This is a genomic window from Wolbachia endosymbiont (group A) of Ischnus inquisitorius (assembly GCF_964026985.1).
Lineage (GTDB): Bacteria > Pseudomonadota > Alphaproteobacteria > Rickettsiales > Anaplasmataceae > Wolbachia > Wolbachia pipientis.
In genome coordinates this window covers 942,850-965,605 of the sequence record NZ_OZ034715.1, presented here as the reverse complement: position 1 = coordinate 965,605, position 22,756 = coordinate 942,850, and the positions used below count along the sequence as shown (strand labels likewise).

The following is a 22,756-nucleotide window of genomic DNA, read 5'->3' as shown; positions in this document are numbered from 1 at the left end:
CATCATCATTTAAGGAGTCATTATGGGACAGATATTACATGGGTGCGCCAAAACAACACAGACGATTCGTAGAGCAATACAAAATAGAAAAGAGAGCATAGCAAAACTCTCCAAGCATTATAACCTTAATCCAAAAACTATTATTAAGTGGAGAAAACGTTCATTTACGAAAGATGCTGATATGGGTCCAAAGCATCCAAGATCAACTGTTTTAACGCTAGAAGAGGAAGCTATAATAGTTACATTTCGCAAGTATACACTACTGCCACTAGATGATTGCCTTTACGCTCTGCAGTCTACAATTCCGCATTTGACTCGCTCTAGCTTGCATCGTTGTTTACAAAGACACAACATTAGCAGATTACCAACTGTTGATGGAGAAGTTAAGTCAAAAAAGAAATTCAAACAATATCCTATCGGTTACTTTCATATTGATATTGCTGAAGTTAGAACTGAGGAGGGCAAATTACATTTGTTTGTTGCTATTGATAGGACATCCAAATTTACCTATGTTGAGTTGTGTAACAGTGCTACAAAACCCATAGCTGCTGAGTTCTTACGTAATTTGATTAGAATTTTACCGTATAAAATCCATACTATTTTGACAGATAACGGTATACAATTTACAAACCAGAAGCGTCATAAGTATGCTTTCCAACATATATTTGATAGAGTTTGCGAAGAGAATGTTATTGAACATCGTTTGACAAAAGTTAGCCATCCTTGGACGAATGGGCAAGTCGAGCGTATGAATAAAACTTTAAAGGATGCTACAGTTAAGAAGTATTACTATCAATCGCACCAGCAACTTAAAGAACACCTTTATAACTTTGTTATGGCTTATAATTATGCAAAGAGACTCAAAACTCTTAAGGGTCTTACTCCTTATGAATTTATATGTTATCAGTGGACACAGTCTCCAGAATTATTTATACTAAATCCACACCATCACACTCTGGGACCATACATCTAATTAGCCAACCACGGGGCTTCTTTTGCCTTTTTTTTCGTTTGGTAAATTTCTTAATGTTTGTAGCTAAACGATAACCGTCATCCCGCTACTTGTTAGCGGCCGAGATACCGCGAATGAATCGCGGTATGACGTAGGATTGCTGTCATTCCAGTGCCAAGCACTGGGATCCAGCCTTTATTATTTGGTTGAAATTAAGTCTTCTGGATCCCAGTGGGCTTTGTTGCATCGCTACTTATGAAAGGCTAACTATAGTTAGGATTATAAGCAACCTATTGAAAATCTTGTTTTTTTGCAATCAATCTGATCAAATTTAAGAATAGTAATTTGTTATTTATATTAATAAATTTAATTCTATTGAAAATAGCTAAAGCATTGAAATTCTTGAATTTTAGCCGGATTGGTAAATGGTAGTGAAATTTCTTTTACTCAAATTTAGGTATTCATTGACCGTTCTTGTTATAAATACCAGAATAATAAGCTACTGATATTCCCTATCTTTTTTATCTTTAATCCATCATAGCTAGCGATGCAACAAAGCCATCCCAGTGTCAGCTACTTGGATGACACCATTCTTTTTCCTGGATTCCAGTGTCTGGGCACTGGAATGACATCCTCCCTTGTGGAGATTGCTCTCAAATCACAATGTTCGTACAGCTATGCAAACACAAAGGTGTCATTCCAGCGCGTGACGCTGGAATCCAGTTGAGCTATTTCAACAAAAATACTGCATTTTGAGATGAACGTCTATTCTCACCAGACTTATTTACAAGTATAACAATTAAAGTCTGGATTCCAGTGTCAAGCACTGGAATGACATTATAGGGGCACTGCCCTTTTGGATGGAAACCAGTGTCAGCTACTTAGATGATACCTTTTTTCTACTTAGTTTGGGTTATGCAAGAAGTCTATTGCATTCCTGAGCAATTTGATTCATTATTCTTTTTGTAAAAAATTTTCTTAACTTTCTCTCCACTTTTTTGGTAAGGTCACTTTAAAGGAAGTCTAATAGATGCTACATAGAAATCCAGATGAGTTTCTAAAGTCTATTCCAAAAGATAAGCGCATAATGTGCCTTGACATGGGAGAAAAGCAAATAGGCATAGCATTTAGCGATAAAACACAGCTCATAGCCACAGCTCATAGCATATATCACAGAAAAAATATGAGCAAAGATTTAGGTTATCTGCATAGAATATTCAAAGAAAATGAATCTGGATCAATGGTAATAGGACTACCATTAAAAATGGACGAGCAAGAAACTAAATGGTGTAAAACTATAATCCAATTCGCAAATAAAATAATAAAAAAATATAAAGTAAATATATACTTACAAGACGAAAGCTTCTCAACATCTATCGCAACTCATACACTAAAAATTACTGGAATATCAATCACAAAATCGAAAAAAATAGATGATAAAATCTCCGCATGTATTATTTTGCAACGAACGTTAGACAAGATAAATACAATCAAATAGTTTTTCCAGATCTGGAAATCTTCAAACTGAATCCCATATAAAAGTTATTCAACAAAACAAGAACCTTTCGTATAAGCATGACAAATTGCTACAGCAAGAGCGTCAGCAGCATGGTGGCATTTTATACTCAAATTTTTAACTATTTGCTTCACCATAAATATAATCTGATCCTTATCAGCATGGCCATTTCCGGTAATGCTTTTTTTTACATAGTTTGCATCATATTCATTCATAGTTAGCTTTGTTATTTTTAACGCTAAAATTACAACCCCTCTTGCATATCCTAAAGTTAGTGAAGATTTAGGATTTTTATTAACAAAAATTTTCTCCACCGCAGCTTCATTCGGAGAGTATAGGGAAATTACTTTCTTTAATTGTTCAAAAATTATATGTAGGCGTTCACCTGTACCCAATTTACCATCAGTTGATATGGTACCGCCGCCCAAAAATTCAATATTATTTTTTTCGTTCAGGCTGATAATGGCCCACCCAGTCTTGCTTATTCCTGGATCTAGACCTATTATTTTAACCACTTAATAAACGCTTAACCAATAGACAAACAAAAATAAAAATATCCAGACTACATCTACAAAGTGCCAATACCAGGAGGCAAACTCAAAGCACAAATGGTCCTGAAGTGTAAATTGGCCTTTCCGTGCTCTAAATAAACACACTGATAAAAATATTATTCCTATTATAACGTGTGCGCAGTGAAAACCGGTAATCATATAAAAATTGGATGTATAAATAAGCTTTTCTCCTGTTTCTTGTAGAGAAAAACTCGCTTCATGATACTCTATTGCTTGCACTATTATAAAAAAAACTCCAAGCAATATAGTTATGGACAGCATTTTAATCATGCTCTTTTTATCATTTTTAAGTAAAGAGTGATTTGCCCAAGTAATTGTTGTACCAGAAAGCAATAATATTAATGTATTCATGAATGGTAGTGACCACGGATCAGGTGGCAAAATTCCCTCAGGGGGCCATTCAACTTTTTTTGCAGGAGAAAACGCCTCAAATAAAAAAACTGGATCAAGCCAGGCTTTAAAGAATGAACAAAAGAACACTATAAAAAATACGACCTCCGAGAGAATAAACAAGTACATTGCAAATTTGAGTCCATGTTTTACAATGGCAGTGTGACATTTGTCATAAATGGCCTCCCTTATTACATCTCTCCACCAATAAAACAGCACCCCTGATACTGCGGAGATTCCCAAAACTAAACAAAACATTCCGACAATTTGTTTATGAAGCGCGCCAACTAATCCAAGTGCAAGAATAAGAATTGCTGCTGATACAGCAATTGGCCAAGGGCTTGGATCCACTAAATGAAAATCATGTTCTTTACTTTTCATAGCATTTTAAAAAATACTTATTAAGGATACAAATTAGCTTAAAATTGTCAATGTTCCTTAGGAAATTGATTGAATCTTGAAAAATTATATGCACCGTTCAAAAAATCTAACACAAATTGTGCAGTTATTCTAAACAACTCAAGCATTCTGCTCTTTTCGTTTTCTCTTGCTCTGCTGCAATATCCATCAACAATATTTTCCAAAATAATGCATCCAGACTTTACTGAATCACTGTAACAAAAATTAAACCAATCCCTATATCTATTATTTTTCTTGAATCTATTTTTCATGCTATCAACGACAGTCTCGTATATAAACATGCAAGAATACAAAACCGTCATAGCCTCATAGGTATTACTATGCGAGATGGATAAAAGAAAATTAGTGAAATTAAAACACTCAAGAGATTTCTTTTCGCGACTTATACCGTACATAGTAAAGTAGTAGTCATATAGCATTCTATTAACAGTCACTACTCTTTGGGCTACTTCAGCAAGCGAGATAATACTACTATAATCTTCCATTTTGGATGCAGTAATTAAGGTGGTACGAATATAATCACCTAAGAACAACGTCTTTTGTTGAGCATAGAATTTGAAGTTCTCTATATTTAGGGTGTTATTCGCTAACTCAACATTAAAAGGATGCTCAATTATATCCTTTAAAAGATTTGACCCGTAACAGCTCCTAATTATGCCACTGAACACTGTAGTTACCGATAAAAGATCAAGTTAACGTAAATAATCCGCTGCTAATATTCTTTGCTAGATATATTAGAGTAATATGCCTCATCCCAAAACATTATTTCTAATTCCAGCCCTTTCTTAAAAAACTCATACATCCTCTTTTTTTCACAGTCACTAGCTTTTTTATATAGCTTATTTGTAATATCAGTAACCTCATCAATTACAGCATTTACTGTTTCGCTACTATAAATGTTGATCCACTCTTTGTATTTGTTATTTTTAACCCCTTTAGTTGTTATCTCATTTACCATATGGCGTATAACGATTTGGTATATGTTAAAGCAAGAATAAGATGCTACTAAAGCTTCATTAACAGAATTGTGATATGCGGCACTCATGAAAAAGTCAGTAAAGGCAGAACAAGCTCTTGACTTTTTGTGATCATCAGATAGATCACAATCTTCAAAATATTTTTTATACTGTTCTCGAACATAAAATGCTCCTTGTGCCAAATTGATTAAACTACTCATCATTTCAATATCATCAACTCTAGCTGCAACAATTAAAAAAGCACGAGCGCAATCTATACAATACAGAAAATCCTGCTGAAGGTAGAATTTGAATTTTTCATAATCTAATGTATTATTTATCAATTCAACATTAAAAGGGTGTTCTTTTATTTTATCAATAAGATCAGAAAACTCTTTTAGAGGTTGTCCGGAAACAAGTAAAAGGCTATAATATCTGAAATTTTAGTACGGGGTAAAGATGAGAAAAAAGTATCCAACAGATCTAAGCGAAAGGGAATGGGCAAGAATAGAAAAACACTTCAGAGTATCATACAAGAAAGGAGGAAGGCCGCAAAAGTATAGCAAAAAAGAAATATTAGAAGCAATTTTCTATGTATTGCGTACAGGGTGTCAATGGCGGTATTTACCAAATGATTTTCCGCTATGGAAGACTGTGTATGAGCAGTTCAGGCAATGGAAGAAGCAGGGAATTTTTGAGAAAATGAATTATGAAATTACAAAATATAGTAGAAGAAAAATAGGAAGGAATGAGCAGCCGAGTGCCTGTATAGTAGATAGTCAATCTGTAAAGACTACAGAAAAGGGGGGATCAAAGGCTATGATGGAAGTAAAAAAGTAAAGGGTAGAAAAAGGCATATAATTACAGACACTCAGGGTTTTATACTAGGTTGTTACGTAGGCGCTGCTAACGAAAATGATAGAGATGGTATTAAAATAGCATTAAACAATATGAGAACAAAATATACTAAAGTTAAAAAAATGTGGGCTGACATGGGATACCAAGGAAGAAATTTAAAGAATCACATAAAGGAAGAATATGACATAGATATTGAAATTGTTAAAAGGCCTCCATGTAGATTTTGGGTGCACAAAGATACGCCACCTGAGCTACTACCAACAAGAGAACAAGGGTTTAAAGTACAGCCAAGAAGATGGGTTGTAGAAAGGACTTTTGCTTGGGTTAATAGGAATAGAAGGCTATCGAAGGAGTATGATTTACTCACAACATCCACTGAGAATTTCATATACCTAGCTATGAGTAGGGTTATGTTAAAGAGGGAATATGCTTGAATTTACTAGTTTCCGGACAACCTCTAAAGAGCTACTCGCAGCTATTCAAAAAATATATCAAGTTTCTAAATGTAGATATGGAGCTCCTAAAATTCATGCTGAATTGAAGGCTTTGGGTAAAAGTTGCAATTTGAAAACGGTGCAAAGTATAGCTCTTTTTACAATAATCCGAACAGACCGTAATATGCTACTGGCCTGCTATAGCCATAAACACATATCTTATCGCATTCGGACTATTATAGCTCTTTTTACAATAATCCGAACAGACCGTAATATGCTACTGGCCTGCTATAGCCATAAACACATATCTTATCGCATTCGGACTATTATAAGAAAGGCTATATTATGCAGAAAAATGACATCAGGGCTATACTGAGAAGAAAGTTTAAAATTAAAAAACAACAAACAGATAATAGAGCTGTAGCTCCCAATATACTAGATCAAAACTTTATTGTTGATCAACCAAATAAAGTATGGGATTACTTACATCAAAACCAAGGAGGGATGGCTATATTTGGCAGCAATAATTCTCACGTATGGTAGTTAATGAGTAGTGCAATAAATAAACAATTGGTTATGAACTCTTTATTAATGGCCATTAATAGGCGTAAACCTGTTAAAAATCTACTGCTGCACAGTGACCAAGGTTCACAATATACTGCGCAAGGGTATCAATATCTCTTAGCTTCTAAGAAACTCCCTCTATTAGTTTATCTTGTTTTACCAAGATATAGCCAAATTCCTTTGCTCTTTTGATCAAATTTTTCACAGTTCTATCTTTATAGCGTGTTTCATAGTATTCCATTCCTTTTTCCACATATTCCTGCCCGTATTTGAGCATACTATAAAATATGCATGCTATTTTTCTTGCAGTAGCTGTTATTGCTTTTGGCGCTCCTAATCGTTTTTTTAATCTCCTGTAGTATGCACCCAATGAACTTTTACTATTTCCTACAGAATTAGCAGCCATTCGAAATGCATTCGCAGCACGATTAATGACTTTACGCGTTCTTGTGCTAAACACTTTTTCTCCTGTAATTTTATTGGCAGGGCTGAGTCCTAACCACGATGAAAAGTGCTTTTCTGTTGACCATTTATTATGGTTTATACCAGTTTCTGAAATTATGGTCTGTATACTTAGCACATCAAGTCCTGGAACTTTAGTAAAATCCATACCAGTTACTCGGTGCAGTTCTGCAAAGCAAAACCCGGCTTACTTTTGCTATACTTATTCTTTTCCTTACTCAGCTGTTTACTTTCGTAAGACTTTGTTTCAAACGTTTTATAATAGGCCTCAATATTTCTATCACACTCTGCTATTTTTTCTTGGTAAATATTATATAGTTCAAATTCTTGCCTTAGCGTGAATAGGTGCTCCTCCCTATAGTCACCAGATAACGCTTTTGCAATAGTGGATTTATTGTTTTTAATATTTGGACTCCTGAACTCAGCCAGTTTGTCAGGGTTCCTTTCACCTTCTACAATTGCTTTAATGATGTGCATTCCAGTAACACCAGTAATATCACTTATAACTTTATGTAACTGAATATTCATTTGAATTAATGCCTTCTGCATACGTAGAACATGCGTAGATGCACTTTCAGTGAGAGTCTTACGTTGCCTAACATAACTACGCAGTATACATATTTGATTGTCTGGTCTAAATGACCCCTGAAGTAATCCGTAACTGTGCAGTTGTTGAAGCCATTGACAGTCTTGAACATCTGACTTCCTTCCAGGTACGTTCTTTACATGTTTTGCATTTACCAATTTTACTTCGAACCCAGATGATTCAAGTATTTGAAACAAAGGGATCCAGTATACTCCAGTAGATTCCATAGCTACAGTCGTAACTTTACACTTTTTTAACCACCGTGCTAAATTATGAAGATCTTCAGTAAAACAGCCAAATTTTTGAACACGTTGTTCATCTCTTCCTTCTGGTACACATGCGTAATGTACAGCTGAACCAATATCAATCCCCGCTGTATCAGGATTGACTATCTTTAATTTACTTTTTGCTTTTTTCATGGTAACCTTCTCTTTATAATTTACAATAGTGAAGCGCTTCAGCTTGGAATGGTTAAATAATACACTCTTCTAACCGAGGTAGTCTAAGGACTCCATCAATGGTTTAACCGTTTCCTCCAAAACCACGCTGCAAAACGGGCACTTAAGGCACCATTGCATAGTTCGGTTATAACTGCAGGAGCGCTTCTTGTAAATTATACCTAACTATTACTGAAAATCTAGATAGGGAGTTTTTTGTCTGGTTTAACAGACTTCATCCGTTCGGCGCTGTAAAGAATATAGATGAGTAATAAAGGCTGTTGTTACGACAATTCTGTTGCAGAAAGCTTCTTTAGCTCATTGAAAAGAGAAATACTTATTGATACTTCACAACACTCTGCTCAACAAACTAGAACTGCAATATTTGAATACATAGAAATTTTTTATAACAAACAACGTCACTATTAACTATTGCATTCCAGAACAATTTGATGCATCATTCTTTTTGTAAAAAACATTCCACACTTTCTCTCCACTTTTTCTGGGTAAGGTCACTGACTCAATACCCAGTCAATATCCTTTCCACCAGTTCTTTTACTGCCGGTACGTAGCCATTCTCATAAAATGGATCTTGCTTAAATTTGTACACATTGTGCCCGGAAAACATGAGTTCGTTCTCAATATCACCATCGTGTATAACGTTTTGCAGTGTTTTTTGTATGCAAAAACTACGTGGATCTGGCTTTCGTCCTGTTGAATGGTCACCATGATCTTTCCAATTGCTAAACAAACAATGACTTAAGCATCCCATACAATTGATTTGATCTTGTCTTATCTCTGCAAACCTGCCTGGCGTCACAAAAATAACAGTTGTATCTGGAGTTTTCATTGCTTCTGTATACCCTGCTTTAGTCCATGTATTTGCCAGTTCTTTGTCTTTTGCAGTAAGGTAGATCTTTCTACCTCTGCTACCCATTGCAAATTCATTATTAAATTCTTCGCTAGCATTTTCTGAAAACTTTATTTGACGTGAATTCCGTTCATGCAACTCACGTATGAAGTTATTTTTTACTGCAGATGAGTAAAACCCTGTTGGACTGAATTTATTTAAAAATACATCACTTTCTTCTAAAGTGAGTAGCTTCTTTTTCCACTCTGCAGAAATTGGGCTTTCTTTCGTCAAAAGTGGACGAGTGCCAAACTGAAAAGCTATTGGTCCAATTTGCAGATTGTCAAACCAATGTTCCCAATCTTTCAAATGCCACACTCCTCCTGCCATAACAATTGGTGTTTCTGAGAGACCGACCTCGTTCATGAAAGATCTAAGCTCTGCAACTCTTTCAAATGGAGCCTGTGGTAGCTCTGGGTCTTCACTGTTACTGAGTCCATTGTGCCCTCCAGCAAGCCATGGATCTTCATACACTACTCCACCAAGCAAATAGGAAGATATTCTTTGGTAAGTACGCTTCCATAATGCTTTAAAAGCACGCACCGATGAGATAATAGGGTAATAATAAACCTGATATTTAGCTGCAATTTCTCCAAGCCTATAAGGCATACCAGCACCGCAGGTAATACCATGAATCAAACCTTTCGCTCCTTCTAATATGCCATGAAGTACGCGTTCTGCTGCTCCCATCTCCCAAAGTACATTCATGTGTATTCTTCCATGACCTTTTGATATTTCATTTGCTATTCTTGCCTGACTAATTCCAGCTTCAATACTATACTCAATCAATTCACTATGCTTTTCATTTCTTGTTTTGCCTTTATAAATTAGTTGCACTAACTCGCCATTATCATCAATAAGCTTAGCATTTGCACCAGAAAATGTACCCACAGCATCTGCTGCAGCAAATGCTCCGCTTGATCTCCCATCACTAACTGCAATGCCTTTACCACCTTCGATGATTGGCCACACTTCCTTTCCTGAAATTACTATCTTTTTTATCTTATTTTTCAAAACTTCCTCGCAATCTTTCACTCTATTTTACTTAATTACTAAAAAAATGATAGCTGTTTATTTTTTCTTGTATCATTAAAGCTTCTATAGCTACTCATGCTGTTGTAGTTTGAGAGCAGTTCCCATCGGAAGGGTGTCATTCCAGTGCTTGACACTGGAATCCAGTTTTTGATCAAAAATGTTGCTATAGTGCACAATCAATTTTCCTGGATCCAAGTAGTCTGGGCTACTTGGATGACACCATAGGGGGCTACTTGGATGACAGGGGAGGGAGGCTGCTGGGATCCTGACAACCGTCATCCCGCTGCTTGTTAGCGGGATCTAGAGATACCGCGGCGGTATGACGTAGAGCTACGTGTTTAGGTTTAATGAATCCACTATATCTTTTACTTGAGAAAAAACATACTCTTTGCTTACACTGGTATCGATAATAAAGTCACTCATCTTCCTTTTCTCCTCAATAGATAACTGAACATCGGAGATTAGATTAAGCTTTTCTTTATCTATGTTGCGTTCGTTAAGTCTTTGAGCTTGCACAACGCTATCTGCATGAACAAAAACAATAAGGTCGCAATATAAATAAAATTTTGTTTCTAATAGAAGTGGCACATCTAAAACTAAAAGTTTTCTATCGATCTTTTTTTCCTTGGCAATAAAAAATTCTAATTCACGCAGCACAGCAGAGTGAACCAAAGATTGAAATTGTTTCCAATTTTCATCGTAGGCTAAGAAATATTTAGACAGTACTGTTCTATCTATTTCACCATTTACTACCACTCCAGGAAAATTTTTCTCTGCATAACTTATTATGCTTTTATCCACTTTATAAAGTTGGTGTACAACAGAATCAGCATCAAATACAACAGCACCAAACTCTTGAAAGCAATTAGCTACAAAGCTCTTTCCTACCCCAATTCCGCCTGTTAGACTTATAATCATATAACAAAATACATTCGACTTCTTTTGAAACTATAGCTAAGGTTTCTCTATATATATTAACTAGATTTTCTAGATCCCAGTGTCAAGCACATAACTATACGAACATTGCAATTTGTAGGTGGTGTCATCCCAGTCTGGGATCTAGCTTTTTGGTAATTTTATCGAAAATGTTTGCTCGTTTACAATCAATTTTCCTGGATCGAAGTAGTCTGGGCTACTTGGATGACACCCTACTTAACCGTCATACCGCCGCGGTATCTCTTAGCCGCTAACACGTAGCGGGATGACGATTGTCGATAAATCTAAGTTACTTTAGCAACAGTTATTCTCTACCAAATTACTCTGAATTTTGGTTATATTATTTGCGGATTTCACTGCTGAAATCTCAAATTTTGAGCTTGTGTTCAAAAATGATTCAACTGACCTGCCAAAAAAATCATATCTCCACCCCTTGAATAATTTATCTGTCTGTCTAGATATTGACCCGGTTAACTCATCTTTTGAAGAAACTAATTTCCTTGATATGTTACTTTCTTTACATTTACTATCTAAAATAATTGAGAGTATATCAAGTACAGATTTGTCATAATTACTCGATAAGGTATTGTTTTGCTGCATCCAATTTCCCTCATTTTCATTAAAAATATTCACAAACTCTAGTAAATCTGCATCTTTTATATTTTTTGCATTCCTCTTGAGATCATCTAAAATCTCATCAACATGCTCTATATTTTTTTCAATAAAACCAGCTATTACAGCATTATTGATTATTTTATTACGGTTCATATTATAGCGCTGTGCTAAGGTTTCTTGCCACTCACTAACTGCTTTAACAGTTAGTATCAATCTTGGATTTACTTCATAATTAAATTTCATCCTCTTCCATGCATCTTTTGGATTATGTAAATACTTATTTATATTAACTATTGATTCCATCTCTTCTTGAAACCAACCCATCCTATTATTTTCTTCAAGTTTATTGCACAATATTTGGTGTAGGTCATATAGGTGTATCACGTCGTTTATTGCATAGTCTAACTGATCCTCGGACAACGGACGCCTTAACCAATCTGAATTTTTAGCTTTAATTTTATCCAGTGCTATTCCTTGATATTGCTCCACTACTTTTGAGTAACCAATAAAGTCATGATAATAATGACAAAACATAGCAGCAACTTGGGTATCAAAAATGGGAGTGGGAATACATTTAAACACAGTGAGTAAGGATTCTATATCCTGCCGGCAGCTATGAAACACTTTGGTTATCCCCTGATTTAGCATTATTTTCTTAATGAATGATAAATCAATTTCTGGCACTAATGCGTCTACAATAAAACTCTTCTCTCCGTAAGAAATTTGAATTAACGATAATTTTGGGTAGTAGATTAAATTATTTCTAATGAACTCCGTGTCAACTGCTATAAATTTTGGCTTTTTTGCTATCAACCCCTCACATATGTCCTCCAGCTCCGACGTTGTATTAATTAACATATGTTTTTTATTCAGTGGTTCTACTTTACCACTTATATTAAATTTTTGCAATTAATGACTTCTTGCAGAACTTTCTATCACTCATTGGCATCACACAAATAGCCTTTTCCATCCCAATCCCAGTGCTTCCTTCTCCTGTCATCCAAGTAGCTGACACTGGGATCTAGAAGACTTAATTTCAACCAAGTGGCTGCATAATAAAGGCTGGATTCCAGTGGGCTTTGTTGCATAGCAACTGAAAAAATCTGGTGGCTACTGACAAAATTCATTATAAAATAGCCATTTAACCTTGAAAGAAAAAATATGCCACAAAAAATGAGGGTCAGTAACCATAGCGAATATAACAAATTTCTAGAAAAAAGAGGAAATATTTTTCATTATATCAACGAAGCCATAGAAAAGTGGTACGAGAATGGTCCAAAAATACCAGGTGGCAACAATATTTATAGCGATAAAATTGTAATTTTGGTGCACATAATAACTTGTTTATTTAGAATAGGCCTGAGGCAAACAGTTGGGTTTATAGCAGGATACCTTGAGCAAATTGGGAAAAATTTGCAAGTTATCAGCTATTCACAATCATCAAGAAGGTTTAAGAAACTCAATATTAAGATCAATGATTGCAGAATTGATAAAAATAATATGGAAGATATCGAAATTGCTATAGACAGTACAGGAATTAGTATATACAACAACACTCCTGGTCATAGCAAAGAAAATAGCGAAGATAGAAAGTATCGCAGCTATGAACAGACAAGAAAATTGCATGTAATGTTGAATACAAACAGCAAAAAAGCCATAGCTGTAAAATACAGTAACGGTGTCTACTCTGATCACTATGGAGCTTGTGATTTGCTAAAAGAAGTCGATTTTCAGTATGTCATAAAAGTACTATATGCAGATAGGGCATATGACAGAGAAAAGCTCTATAAGCTGTGTAATCAATATGGTATAAAAACGAAAATTCCTCCGAAAAACAACGCAGCAGAGCATCCAAAGTTAGGCTATATGGCTGAGAGAAATTCTGCAGTCAAGCTCATAAAGTCATATGATGAAGATGGTATAAAGAAGTGGAAAAAAGAGATGAGTTATGGAAAAAGATCTTATATAGAAAGTTTTTTCTCGCAACTGAAACAAACATTCGGGTTTAGTTTTAGGAATAAATCTGAGACAAATAGAGAGAAGGAACTACTTGTTAAATGCTATTTGCTCAATAAGTTCACTGATATTGGTATGGCTAAATTTGAGATAGCTTCATAAATTTATTGTGCGTTACCTACTATCCGAAGAGCGATGCAACAAAGCCATTCCAGTGCCAAGCACTGGAATGACAGCACTCTACGTCATACCGCCGCGAACTGTCATCCCGCAGCGGGATCTAGAGATACCGCTGCGGGATGACGATTGTCGTTTAGCTATAAATATTAAGAAATTTACCAAATAAAAAAAAAGGCAAAAGAAGCCCTGGGGTTATTATCCGCTTTAAAATATTGGCGTTTTTTATGTTTTAAACGCTTGACAAGCGAGATTCAGCCGCTTTTAATTGCAACTAACTTACGCTGCAAATGTTTAAGAAATTTACTAAGCAGAAAAAAAGACAAAGAATCCCCGAGTTAGCTAGTCTTTTACTATCTCTGTCGAGTATTGGCATTTTTTGATGTCTTGTAACGCTTTATAAGCGCGTTCAGCTTATTTAGATAAAAATCTAGATGTAGATGAAGTTTTGTAAAGACATACAGTATCTATATACTGCAAAAAATTGAACATAAGACGCCGATACATTAAGTAATCCTTACCTTTTAATCTGCAGATTGGCGAAAGCAAATACAATAGCTTCACTATCATGATAAGGGCGCTGGCGAAGGGTGTCAAGTAAGTTTTTCGTTTCTATAGCTACTACCACGATTGTATAGGTAATTCTTCACTTATAATAATGATTTAAGCCTTCAGCTCCTCAAACACTTCACTTGCTCTATTTAAAACAGAATCAGGAAAACCAGCAAGTTTTGCTACATGTATTCCATATGACTCATCTGCAATGCCTTCAATTACTTCATGTAGAAAGATAACCTCTCCGTTCCACTCTCTTATTTTTACACAAAAACATTTCACGTTCTTCAAGTATTTGCTTACTTTAGTTAATTCATGATAATGAGTTGCAAAAATGGCGCGGCACTTATTTACATTGTGAATATGTTCAATCACCGCCTGTGCAATAGATAATCCATCATACACCCCTGTGCCCCTACCAATTTCATCAAGTATCACCAAGGAACGGTCCGTTGCCTGATTTACTATCGTTGCTGTTTCGATCATCTCTACCATGAAGGTAGAATAACCAGCTGTTATATTATCCGTTGCGCCAACCCTGCTGAATATCTTGTCAATCACTCCAATATGTGCACTCTCTGCTGGCACAAATGACCCCATGTGAGCTAAAATTGCAATGAGAGCGTTTTGCCTCAAGAAAGTGCTTTTTCCAGCCATATTAGGACCAGTAATTAGACGTATACCAGCTAAATTGATGCTATTTGCAATGAATTTATCGTTAACTTCAACCACTGGGTGTCTTCCGCTACAGATATTGAACTCTTTGCTGTCATCAATAATGGGTTTTACGTAATTATTTTGCACTGCAAGCTCTGCAAATGCGGTTCTAATATCAAGTTTTGCCAAAGCATTTGCAGCAAGAGCGATTTTTTCAGACTCTTTAGCAACTTCACTACACAGTTCACTAAAAATTTTCATTTCTAAGCCGATTGCAGCATCACGTGCCGTAAGAATTTTATTTTCTAGTTCTTTCAATTCATTAGTAGTGTAGCGCATGCTATTTGCTAAGCTTTGTCTATGAATAAATATATCCGAAGTTATTTTGTGATTTGCCGACACTTCAACGTAATAACCGAGTATGTTGTTATGTAATATTTTAAGTGCGGCAATACCAGTTAGGTCGCGATAAGATTCACGGAGTTTGGTTATTAGTTTATTACTATTATTTAATATGTAGGATAACTCAGATAATTCTGAGTTGTATTTTGAGTGAATAAATCCTCCTTCTTTCACGGAACTGAGGTTATTATCAAGTATAGCACTATTTAACAGTTCAAATAGGTCTTTATGATTGCCAAGGCTTTTATGTATTGTGCTTAGTTCACTTTCGTCACTACTTATCACCTGAGTAGTAGACACTGGTTCCTTTTCTCTGGTCAAGCACTGGAATGACATCTGAGAGTTAATTTCTGATTTTTCACTTAAACAATAATTATGCAAGGTAGACAGAAACTCAGACAACTCTAAAGTTTTTCCTAGGCCTATTTTTAATAGGTTCATATCCTTTGGTGAACCACGCCCTAGTATTAAGCGCGATAAAGACCTCTCAATATCTGGAATGTTAGATAATATCTCTCGTATTTTTTTGCGTGAATCATGATTATTTACAAAAAATTGAGCGGTACTGATCCTCAAATTGATTGCTTTGGAGCAAGCAAGGGGTGAAGCGAGCATTTGTTTTAACAGGCGTCCACCAGAAGCTGTAACTGTATGATCAATAACTGAAATTAGTGAACCTTTCTTTTCACCAAATTGAGTTGAAAATAACTCAAGATTTCTCCTTGCTGAAGCATCAATAAGCATGAAATTTTGTTGCTTATAGGTTTTTGGGAATTCAAGCCTTGGAATAGAGCCCCTTTGTGTTACTCTGACATATTCAAGCAGTGCACCACACGCCATGATTTCTACTTTGCTGAAATTTCCTATACTCCCAAGTTCCCTGATTTTATAAAACTCGCATAACGTTCTGTGAGATTTACTATACTCAAAAAAGCTCTGTGCGTGTTGCGTAATTGATATTTTATAATTTTTTAAAATCGATCTAATTTTTTCGTCCTCAGTGAATTTTTCAGAAATTAATAATTCTCTTGGTGATATACGCAACAAATCACTATCTAGAGCTTTCAAACTCGTTAAAGTGTGAAAAAATTTTCCCGTCGATAATTCAAGCCAACTAATAGCATATTCGTCATTTTGTTCAACTATGGACGCGAGATAATTATTGCTTTTATCCTCCAGTAGTGAATCTTCTATAATTGTACCTGGAGTTACAACTCGCACTACATCACGTTTTACTATGGATTTATAGCCCCTCTTTTTTGCTTCATCAGCAGTTTCTAATTGATCACAGATTGCTACTTTGAATCCTAAATCTATTAGCTTGTGCAGGTAAGACTCACTACTGTGTGCTGGCACTCCACACATTGGTATTTCTTGCCCACACGAATTACCTCTCTTAGTGAGCACTATATTCAGCAATTTCGCAGCTTTAATAGCATCATCGAAAAACAACTCATAAAAATCTCCTAGCCTATAAAATAGCAGATGATCCTTGTATTGAGCTTTCAGGTTCAAATACTGCTCCATCACAGGGGTGTTTTTTTCTTTTACGAAGCTCATAATATTTTTTAATATATTGTATTGATAAACGTTATTATAGATTATATTGCACATGTGAATAACATAAATTTTAAATAGGTGTATAGAGGGGAAAATTTAAAACAATTAAATTTCTTGGATCCAAGTAGTCAGGACACTTGGATGACATAAAGAGTAGGAGTATTTGATGACAAAAAAGCAAAAACACAGTTGTCATTCCAGCGCGTGACGCTGGAATCCAGAATATCCTAATTACAAGGTTTATTATTTAGTTTGAAAAATACTATAGCTTTTTCTATGTAAGTTGTGGCCCCTTTTTACCATTTGCGACAGTTGTATCATCAACAGATATTTCAGAGCTAACAGTGCTAATAGTTTTTTCTATCGCTTTAGCCTGTTCATAGTCTTGACTCAAAAAATACATGGCCAGTCCAATAGCTATACTAGCAACAAGAGAAGATGCTATCATTACACCTAGTATCATACCACCAGAAAGACTTACTGCAACACACACATCAGCTCCAAGTACAACACCAAGAAAACCACCAATTATTACGCCAGGCACCAAACTGCCTACCATAGCGCTTTCTTTTTTCGTATTAGCTTGTTTTTTCATACTTCTAAGAAACTCCTAAGAACCTTCTTCATCTATCGGCTCCTCTTTCATTAGTATATAACCAAATTCCTTTGCTTTTTTAGTCAAATTTTTGACTACTCTCTCTTTGTAGAGTGTTTCATAATAGTTCATTCCTTTTTCTACATATTCTTGTCCATATTTTAGCATATTATAAAAAATACATGCTAATTTCCTTGCTGTAGCAGTGATCGCTTTTGGTATCCCTAGTCGCTTCTTTAACCTCCTGCAGTATGCACCAAGTGCAGTGTTGCTTCTTGATACACAATGAGCAGCAAGTCGCAAGGCAGTTGCAGCACGATTAACAACTTTACGAGTTCTTGTTCCAATAATTTTCCCTCCTGTAATTTTATTAGCAGGACTTAATCCGAGCCAGGAAGAAAAATGCTTTTCTGTCCTCCATTTATTGTGATTTATACCTGTTTCTGAAATGACAGCCTGTATACTTAATACATCAAGTCCTGGAACTCTAGTAAAATCCATCCCCGTTATTCGATATAAATCTTCATCTACGGCAAAATCTGGACTATTCTTCTGTTTTCTCTTTCGTGTCTTATTCAATGCCCTGTTCTCATTCGACTTTGTTTCAAATGTTTTATAGTAATTTTCTATACTTTTATCACATCCCGTTATTTGCTCTTGAAAAAAAGTATATGCTGCATATTCTTGTTTTAGCACAAACAAGTGTTCCTCTCTATAATCACCAGCTAACGCTTTTGCTATAGTAGACTGATCATTTTTTATTCGTGCATCCCTGAATTTAGCCAATTTCTCAGGATCTCTTTCGCCTTCAATTATAGCTTCAATGATTTTCATACCAGTTATCCCAGTAATATGACTAATAACCTTGTGTAATTGAATATTCATTTGAATTAGCGCTTTTTGCATACGTTGAGTATGTTTAGCTGCATTTTCAATTAGATTAGCACGTTGTCTAACGTAACTACGCAGTACACACATTTGATTATCCGGTCTAAATGATCCTTGAAGCAGTCCATAGCTGTGCAATTGTTGCAGCCATTGACAATCTTGAACATCAGACTTTCTACCAGGCACATTTTTGACATGTCGCGCATTTACTAATTTTACTTCAAATTTATGTGATTCTAATATTTGAAATAAGGGAATCCAATATACTCCAGTTGACTCCATGGCTACAGTTCTAACCTGACACTTTTTTAACCACTTTGCTAAGTTGTGTAGATCTACTGTAAAGCACCCAAATTTTTGGATACGTTGTTCATCTCTTCCTTCAGGTACACATACATAATGTACAGTCGAGCCAATATCAATCCCTGCTGCATCAAGGTTTATTGTTTTTAATTTACTTTTTGCTTCTGCCATATAAAATCCCTCCTATATTATTATGATAAGAAGCACTTCAGCTTGGGACGGTTAGGTTATACAATCTTCTAAACGAGGTAGCCCAAAAAGAACTCCATCAATGGTTTTACCATTTCCCCCAAAACCATGCTTTCAAACGGGCATTTATAGCACCATTGATTGTTTCGGTTATAGCTGCAGAAGCGCTTCTTCATAACACTATACCCAAAGAACATAAAGTAAAGAGGGAGTTCCTTTTTGGTTTTACAGATTTTATCTGTTCTGGGCTTTTAATAAGCACTTCTTTTGTTTTTCCTTGAGCTAAATCTGAAGGAATTTTATTATCCGCGTTTTGTATCAAAGGATTTGCACTATATGTAACAAGAAGGGTGGTTATTTCTTCAGTTTTATTACCTATAACTGCATGATGTAGTAATGTATTTCCCTCTTCATCTTTAAAGTTTATATGAGTACGAAATTCTTCATCTAGATTTCTTATTGGGTTGTTTTTTGCATATATCCCAGATTGTATTGCTCTATCTAAGCATTGTATCACTTGTTCTAGTGATTGCTCGCCAGGATTTTGTATAAAATGAAGCAGAATTTCGTGTACTATCGCTTCCTTTGTAGTTTTTGGGCATCGTAAAGCGTAATTAAATGTCTGTGTAGTAATAACTTCTTCTTTTCTTTTTTTAAGAACAACCCTTAAATCTTCAATCGCCTTTTCACCATCTTTTATTCCAAGAATTATTGAATCCAAATTATTTATCATGCTATCCTCCTTGGTTTGATTGCATTACTCATTAATAAATAATATAATAAATCCTGCTAAAAGTCAAGCAATTAATTAATAAGTTAATATAATCCTCCAAAAGGAGCTCCTTACTTTTTGTTCAGCATGTCCATTGGATCAGACTCTTTAAGCTTGCTGTTTGCTGAATTTATTCATCACAATAGCTACAATGTGCTATCGAAGTTCTCTGTAATCTTAGTTGGTTCTTCTAGAATATTCAAAATATCAGTTGCACAATAAACCCGATCTCTCTTTCCTTGAGAAGTTTGTGAAACGATGCCTAAATCTTCAAGCTTTACGATTGCTCTTTGGGCTGTTGTAAATACGACACCTAAGTTTTCAACCACTTTCCTTATAGTAAAGTAAGGGTTTAAAGACTATTAACTAAATCATTGTCCCATTCAAATTTTGGTGGCAAGGGGCTTGGTATAAATGCCTGATAACCAGCGAATACTTTGCCTGATGGTGATCCTTTAATATACATTCATTCAACCGAGCACACTATTTTTATAGTATATATTATTTTCAAATAAAGTCAAAAATGAAAATAAGGCTTTATCTTATTTGCGTGCATGAAAATAAGAAACTCTCTTATTATTGATTTTGCTCAAAAACGAAAATAGAAGAAGCTGCTGAACTTTATATATCCTGTTTTTCTGGAGAACTGCTATAAAACTTCTGAGTGAAGTCACTTAATTTTTACACATCTATTGTAGAGTAAGAAGAACCGAATTTGAAACAAAAATGCTAACTGATGCTTGGACTTTACTGACACTTACACTACTTGAAACTATACTTAGTGTAGACAATTTAATCTTTATTTCTCTAGCAATAGATAAGGTACCAAATGCGCTGAGAGAAAGAGTGCGCCTTATGGGCCTTGGATTAGCACTATTAATGCGTTTTGTAATACTATTTTTTACATCATCTATATTATCAATGCAAAAACCTATATTTCACACTGCATCAGCAAGGGATTTACTTATGATCGCAGGGGGATTATTCCTTATTGTTAAGAGCTCTATGGAGTTACGGGATGACATCTTTGTATGTAAGAAAAATAAAAAGAAAGCAAACGTTAAATCAAAATTTTTTTTAGTTGTGCTACAAATTATATTAATAGATTTAGTTTTTTCGGTTGATTCGATATTAACTGCTATAGCACTAACTTATAACATGGTAATAATTGCTACAGCATTTACATTTTCCATGCTAGCAATGCTGTTTTTATCAAGTTATACCGCCCAGTTAATCAAATCTAACCCAGGGTTAAAAATAATCGCCATTTTATTTGTTTTACTTGTCGGTGTGTACCTCATACTTCATGGATTTCATATAGAATTACCAAAAGGATATTTGTATTCTTCATTTATGTTTGCACTGCTTGTGGAAATTATAAGCAAAATAAAGAAAATTAACCGTCATACCGCGATTCATTCGCGGTATCTCTAGATCCAGCTAACAAGCAGCGGGATCTTTTTGATTTACTCCCACTCAATAGTTGCGGGTGGTTTAGAAGTGATATCATAAACAACTCTATTTACTCCGGGAACATTATTAACAATTATACTGCCGACATTGCGTAAAAAATCCCAAAATACTAGCAAGTGTTGATCCTTATCTTCAAATGGAAATGCATCGGCTGTCATACCATCAGATGATGTTACAGCCCTTAAAGCACAAACATATCCATACGTACGACCATCTCCCATAACGCCTACAGTTTTTATTGGTAATAATACAGCAAAAGCTTGCCATATCTTATCGTATAGATCGTAATTTTTCATCGTATTAATATATATTTCATCTACTTCTTGCAATATTCGCACCTTTTCTTCATCGACTTCACTTATAATCCTCACTGCAAGTCCAGGTCCAGGAAATGGATGTTGAAATATTATCTCATCTGAAAGCCCAATTTCTTTTCCAAGTAGCCTTACCTCATCTTTAAAGAGGTAGCGTAAAGGCTCCACTAGCTTCAGGTTCATCTTTTCTGGCAACCCACCAACATTATGGTGAGACTTAATTGTACTAGTGTTGTTTGAGGCATGCCCTGACTCAACTACATCAGAGTAGATGGTACCTTGCATCAAAAAATCCACATCACCTATTTTTTTTGCTTCTTCTTCAAACACTTCAATAAAAGTGTTACCGATAATTTTTCGCTTTTCTTCTGGATCAGTTATTCCCTTCAACCTACTCAAAAATAAATTTGATTTATCAACGTAATTTATCGGAATCTCTTTCAACATAGCGATGGTTTGGTTCTTGCGTAACAACCCAGTATCGATAAAAATACAGTTCAATTGTTTTCCTATAGCTTTATGTGTGAGAGCCGCTGCAACGCTTGAATCAACCCCACCACTTACTGCAGCGATTACTTTTTTCTCTCCTACTACATTTTTGATTTTTTCCTTTTGCTCCTCAATAAACGACTTCATTGTCCAGTCTCTTTTGCAATTTGCAATATCCAAGAAGTTAGAGAGCAATTTACTGCCATTTGTTGTGGGCTTAACCTCAGGATGGAACTGAGTACAGTAAATCTTCCGCTGTTCGTTGACAATCATTGCAATTGTTTGATTTATCACACCTGATGCGATAACAGTAAATCCCTGTGGTATAGTATCAACACTGTCCGCATGGTTCATTAATACATCCACTTCAGAATTAACATCCCAGGTATCCTTTACAATGGGGGATTCTTTTAGTATCTTGATTTTAGTTCTACCAAACTCCTGTTTGAAACTCTCTTTTACTTTTGCTCCAAAATAATGACAAATGAGTTGCTGTCCATAGCATATTCCAAGTATAGGAACGCTTGTTGCCTCATTAAGTTTTATAATTTCATGTACTATTCTACTTGTTTCAGAACAATCATCATTTACAGATTGTGGTCCTCCAGAGAGAATAAACCCATTGAATTTTGATATTGTTTCAAAACTGACGCTGCTTGGAAATATTTCACAATAAACGCCCATTCCTCTTACTTGTCTTGCGATAAGCTGTGTAAACTGTGAACCAAAATCAATAATGGCAATTGCTGACAATTTGCTCCTCCATATTATTTAAAATGATAT

At 35.2% G+C, this 22,756-nt stretch carries 21 protein-coding genes and 2 pseudogenes; 10 read left to right on the top strand and 13 right to left on the bottom strand.

The genetic code is table 11. The features are described from left to right. Positions 1-22 precede the first annotated feature (22 nt). Both AAGD90_RS04955 and ruvX read left to right on the top strand, forming a co-directional pair. Entirely contained in the window at positions 23-973 is a 951-nt protein-coding gene (locus tag AAGD90_RS04955) for an IS481 family transposase (RefSeq protein WP_338482200.1), read from the top strand. A gap of 1,009 nt (positions 974-1,982) precedes the next feature. Then, positions 1,983-2,450, top strand: a complete 468-nt coding sequence (gene ruvX, locus AAGD90_RS04950) for a Holliday junction resolvase RuvX (protein ID WP_010082183.1) — start codon at positions 1,983-1,985, stop codon at positions 2,448-2,450. Between the two features lie 44 nt (positions 2,451-2,494). Here the strand turns inward: ruvX and ruvC are convergent, their stop codons facing one another. The 4 genes from ruvC to AAGD90_RS04930 are packed head-to-tail and all read right to left on the bottom strand — an operon-like array spanning position 2,495 to position 5,150. Beyond that, positions 2,495-2,983: a crossover junction endodeoxyribonuclease RuvC gene (ruvC, locus tag AAGD90_RS04945; RefSeq protein ID WP_038199503.1), complete on the bottom strand. Its 489-nt coding sequence runs from the start codon at positions 2,981-2,983 to the stop codon at positions 2,495-2,497. Further along, entirely contained in the window at positions 2,984-3,811 is an 828-nt protein-coding gene (locus tag AAGD90_RS04940) for a cytochrome c oxidase subunit 3 (protein WP_006279354.1), read from the bottom strand. Between the two features lie 47 nt (positions 3,812-3,858). Then, positions 3,859-4,518 carry a TenA family protein gene (locus AAGD90_RS04935; protein WP_010962391.1) on the bottom strand — a complete coding sequence of 220 codons (660 nt, stop codon included), beginning with the start codon at positions 4,516-4,518 and terminating at the stop codon, positions 3,859-3,861. 44 nt (positions 4,519-4,562) lie between these two features. Next, complete coding sequence (locus AAGD90_RS04930) at positions 4,563-5,150, bottom strand: TenA family protein (protein ID WP_223823049.1); 588 nt, start codon at positions 5,148-5,150, stop codon at positions 4,563-4,565. Positions 5,151-5,265: 115 nt separating this feature from the next. On the opposite strand from AAGD90_RS04930, the gene AAGD90_RS04925 reads away from it, so the two are divergent. The 5 genes and pseudogenes from AAGD90_RS04925 (at position 5,266) to AAGD90_RS07245 (ending at position 6,854) form a co-directional block, all read left to right on the top strand. Beyond that, positions 5,266-6,098, top strand: a protein-coding gene (locus tag AAGD90_RS04925) for an IS5-like element ISWpi1 family transposase (RefSeq protein WP_341821644.1) whose coding sequence is annotated in 2 segments (ribosomal slippage) — positions 5,266-5,635 and positions 5,635-6,098 — 834 coding nt in all. Because the reading frame shifts where the segments join, the coding sequence is not laid out codon by codon here. Continuing rightward, positions 6,091-6,192, top strand: a pseudogene (locus tag AAGD90_RS07250) (hypothetical protein); the annotation flags it as partial. The gene AAGD90_RS04925 and the pseudogene AAGD90_RS07250, both read left to right, overlap by 8 nt. 90 nt (positions 6,193-6,282) lie before the next feature. Continuing rightward, positions 6,283-6,474 (top strand): hypothetical protein, encoded by a 192-nt coding sequence (locus AAGD90_RS04920; protein ID WP_341821752.1) that lies wholly within the window; start codon positions 6,283-6,285, stop codon positions 6,472-6,474. Then, the gene (locus AAGD90_RS04915) at positions 6,444-6,641 is read left to right on the top strand and encodes a hypothetical protein (RefSeq protein WP_010082070.1); all 198 of its coding nucleotides are present in this window, start codon (positions 6,444-6,446) and stop codon (positions 6,639-6,641) included. Before AAGD90_RS04920 ends, AAGD90_RS04915 begins: the two co-directional genes overlap by 31 nt. A gap of 3 nt (positions 6,642-6,644) precedes the next feature. Beyond that, entirely contained in the window at positions 6,645-6,854 is a 210-nt protein-coding gene (locus AAGD90_RS07245; protein WP_405197159.1) for a hypothetical protein, read from the top strand. Here AAGD90_RS07245 and AAGD90_RS04910 read toward each other — a convergent pair. Next, positions 6,787-8,129, bottom strand: a pseudogene (locus AAGD90_RS04910) (IS110 family transposase). The gene AAGD90_RS07245 and the pseudogene AAGD90_RS04910 sit on opposite strands and share 68 nt — an antisense overlap. Before the next feature lie 282 nt (positions 8,130-8,411). Between AAGD90_RS04910 and AAGD90_RS04905 the strand changes: the two are divergent. Further along, positions 8,412-8,576 (top strand): IS3 family transposase, encoded by a 165-nt coding sequence (locus tag AAGD90_RS04905; protein WP_010082072.1) that lies wholly within the window; start codon positions 8,412-8,414, stop codon positions 8,574-8,576. Between the two features lie 91 nt (positions 8,577-8,667). Here the strand turns inward: AAGD90_RS04905 and AAGD90_RS04900 are convergent, their stop codons facing one another. The 3 genes from AAGD90_RS04900 to AAGD90_RS04890 form a co-directional block, all read right to left on the bottom strand. Next, complete coding sequence (locus AAGD90_RS04900) at positions 8,668-10,071, bottom strand: NAD(P)H-dependent flavin oxidoreductase (protein ID WP_341821751.1); 1,404 nt, start codon at positions 10,069-10,071, stop codon at positions 8,668-8,670. Between the two features lie 351 nt (positions 10,072-10,422). Next, a complete protein-coding gene (coaE, locus tag AAGD90_RS04895) occupies positions 10,423-11,010 on the bottom strand; it encodes a dephospho-CoA kinase (RefSeq protein WP_006280338.1) in 588 nt (195 codons plus the stop codon). Between the two features lie 312 nt (positions 11,011-11,322). Then, the gene (locus AAGD90_RS04890; protein WP_341822188.1) at positions 11,323-12,501 is read right to left on the bottom strand and encodes a ribonuclease D; all 1,179 of its coding nucleotides are present in this window, start codon (positions 12,499-12,501) and stop codon (positions 11,323-11,325) included. Between the two features lie 303 nt (positions 12,502-12,804). Between AAGD90_RS04890 and AAGD90_RS04885 the strand changes: the two genes are divergently transcribed. Continuing rightward, positions 12,805-13,761 (top strand): IS5 family transposase, encoded by a 957-nt coding sequence (locus AAGD90_RS04885; RefSeq protein WP_341821750.1) that lies wholly within the window; start codon positions 12,805-12,807, stop codon positions 13,759-13,761. A 678-nt stretch (positions 13,762-14,439) separates the two neighbouring features. On the opposite strand, the gene mutS is transcribed toward AAGD90_RS04885, so the two are convergent. The 4 genes from mutS to AAGD90_RS04865 form a co-directional block, all read right to left on the bottom strand. Then, positions 14,440-16,950, bottom strand: coding sequence for a DNA mismatch repair protein MutS (mutS, locus tag AAGD90_RS04880; RefSeq protein ID WP_341821749.1), 2,511 nt, complete (start codon positions 16,948-16,950; stop codon positions 14,440-14,442). A gap of 274 nt (positions 16,951-17,224) precedes the next feature. Continuing rightward, positions 17,225-17,545 carry a hypothetical protein gene (locus AAGD90_RS04875; protein ID WP_341821748.1) on the bottom strand — a complete coding sequence of 107 codons (321 nt, stop codon included), beginning with the start codon at positions 17,543-17,545 and terminating at the stop codon, positions 17,225-17,227. A 15-nt stretch (positions 17,546-17,560) separates the two neighbouring features. Next, complete coding sequence (locus tag AAGD90_RS04870; RefSeq protein WP_341821667.1) at positions 17,561-18,907, bottom strand: IS110 family transposase; 1,347 nt, start codon at positions 18,905-18,907, stop codon at positions 17,561-17,563. Between the two features lie 190 nt (positions 18,908-19,097). Continuing rightward, positions 19,098-19,658: an ankyrin repeat domain-containing protein gene (locus AAGD90_RS04865; RefSeq protein WP_264373862.1), complete on the bottom strand. Its 561-nt coding sequence runs from the start codon at positions 19,656-19,658 to the stop codon at positions 19,098-19,100. Between the two features lie 765 nt (positions 19,659-20,423). Here AAGD90_RS04865 and AAGD90_RS04860 point away from each other — a divergent pair. Continuing rightward, a complete protein-coding gene (locus tag AAGD90_RS04860) occupies positions 20,424-21,131 on the top strand; it encodes a TerC family protein (RefSeq protein WP_010082284.1) in 708 nt (235 codons plus the stop codon). Positions 21,132-21,163: 32 nt separating this feature from the next. Here AAGD90_RS04860 and guaA read toward each other — a convergent pair whose 3' ends face one another. Beyond that, positions 21,164-22,726, bottom strand: a complete 1,563-nt coding sequence (gene guaA / locus AAGD90_RS04855) for a glutamine-hydrolyzing GMP synthase (RefSeq protein ID WP_264373861.1) — start codon at positions 22,724-22,726, stop codon at positions 21,164-21,166. Positions 22,727-22,756: the final 30 nt, after the last annotated feature.

What these genes read in the sequence shown, in the direction of transcription:
- mutS (WP_341821749.1), bottom strand. Translation starts at nt 16,950, where the DNA reads ATGAGCTTCGTAAAAGAAAAAAACACCCCTGTGATGGAGCAGTATTTG.
- AAGD90_RS04920 (WP_341821752.1), top strand. Translation starts at nt 6,283, where the DNA reads ATGCTACTGGCCTGCTATAGCCATAAACACATATCTTATCGCATTCGG.
- AAGD90_RS04860 (WP_010082284.1), top strand. Translation starts at nt 20,424, where the DNA reads ATGCTAACTGATGCTTGGACTTTACTGACACTTACACTACTTGAAACT.
- AAGD90_RS04870 (WP_341821667.1), bottom strand. Translation starts at nt 18,907, where the DNA reads ATGGCAGAAGCAAAAAGTAAATTAAAAACAATAAACCTTGATGCAGCA.
- AAGD90_RS04955 (WP_338482200.1), top strand. Translation starts at nt 23, where the DNA reads ATGGGACAGATATTACATGGGTGCGCCAAAACAACACAGACGATTCGT.
- AAGD90_RS04885 (WP_341821750.1), top strand. Translation starts at nt 12,805, where the DNA reads ATGCCACAAAAAATGAGGGTCAGTAACCATAGCGAATATAACAAATTT.
- AAGD90_RS04940 (WP_006279354.1), bottom strand. Translation starts at nt 3,811, where the DNA reads ATGAAAAGTAAAGAACATGATTTTCATTTAGTGGATCCAAGCCCTTGG.
- AAGD90_RS04865 (WP_264373862.1), bottom strand. Translation starts at nt 19,658, where the DNA reads ATGATAAATAATTTGGATTCAATAATTCTTGGAATAAAAGATGGTGAA.
- AAGD90_RS04905 (WP_010082072.1), top strand. Translation starts at nt 8,412, where the DNA reads ATGAGTAATAAAGGCTGTTGTTACGACAATTCTGTTGCAGAAAGCTTC.
- coaE (WP_006280338.1), bottom strand. Translation starts at nt 11,010, where the DNA reads ATGATTATAAGTCTAACAGGCGGAATTGGGGTAGGAAAGAGCTTTGTA.
- AAGD90_RS04915 (WP_010082070.1), top strand. Translation starts at nt 6,444, where the DNA reads ATGCAGAAAAATGACATCAGGGCTATACTGAGAAGAAAGTTTAAAATT.
- ruvX (WP_010082183.1), top strand. Translation starts at nt 1,983, where the DNA reads ATGCTACATAGAAATCCAGATGAGTTTCTAAAGTCTATTCCAAAAGAT.
- AAGD90_RS07245 (WP_405197159.1), top strand. Translation starts at nt 6,645, where the DNA reads ATGAGTAGTGCAATAAATAAACAATTGGTTATGAACTCTTTATTAATG.
- AAGD90_RS04875 (WP_341821748.1), bottom strand. Translation starts at nt 17,545, where the DNA reads ATGAAAAAACAAGCTAATACGAAAAAAGAAAGCGCTATGGTAGGCAGT.
- AAGD90_RS04890 (WP_341822188.1), bottom strand. Translation starts at nt 12,501, where the DNA reads ATGTTAATTAATACAACGTCGGAGCTGGAGGACATATGTGAGGGGTTG.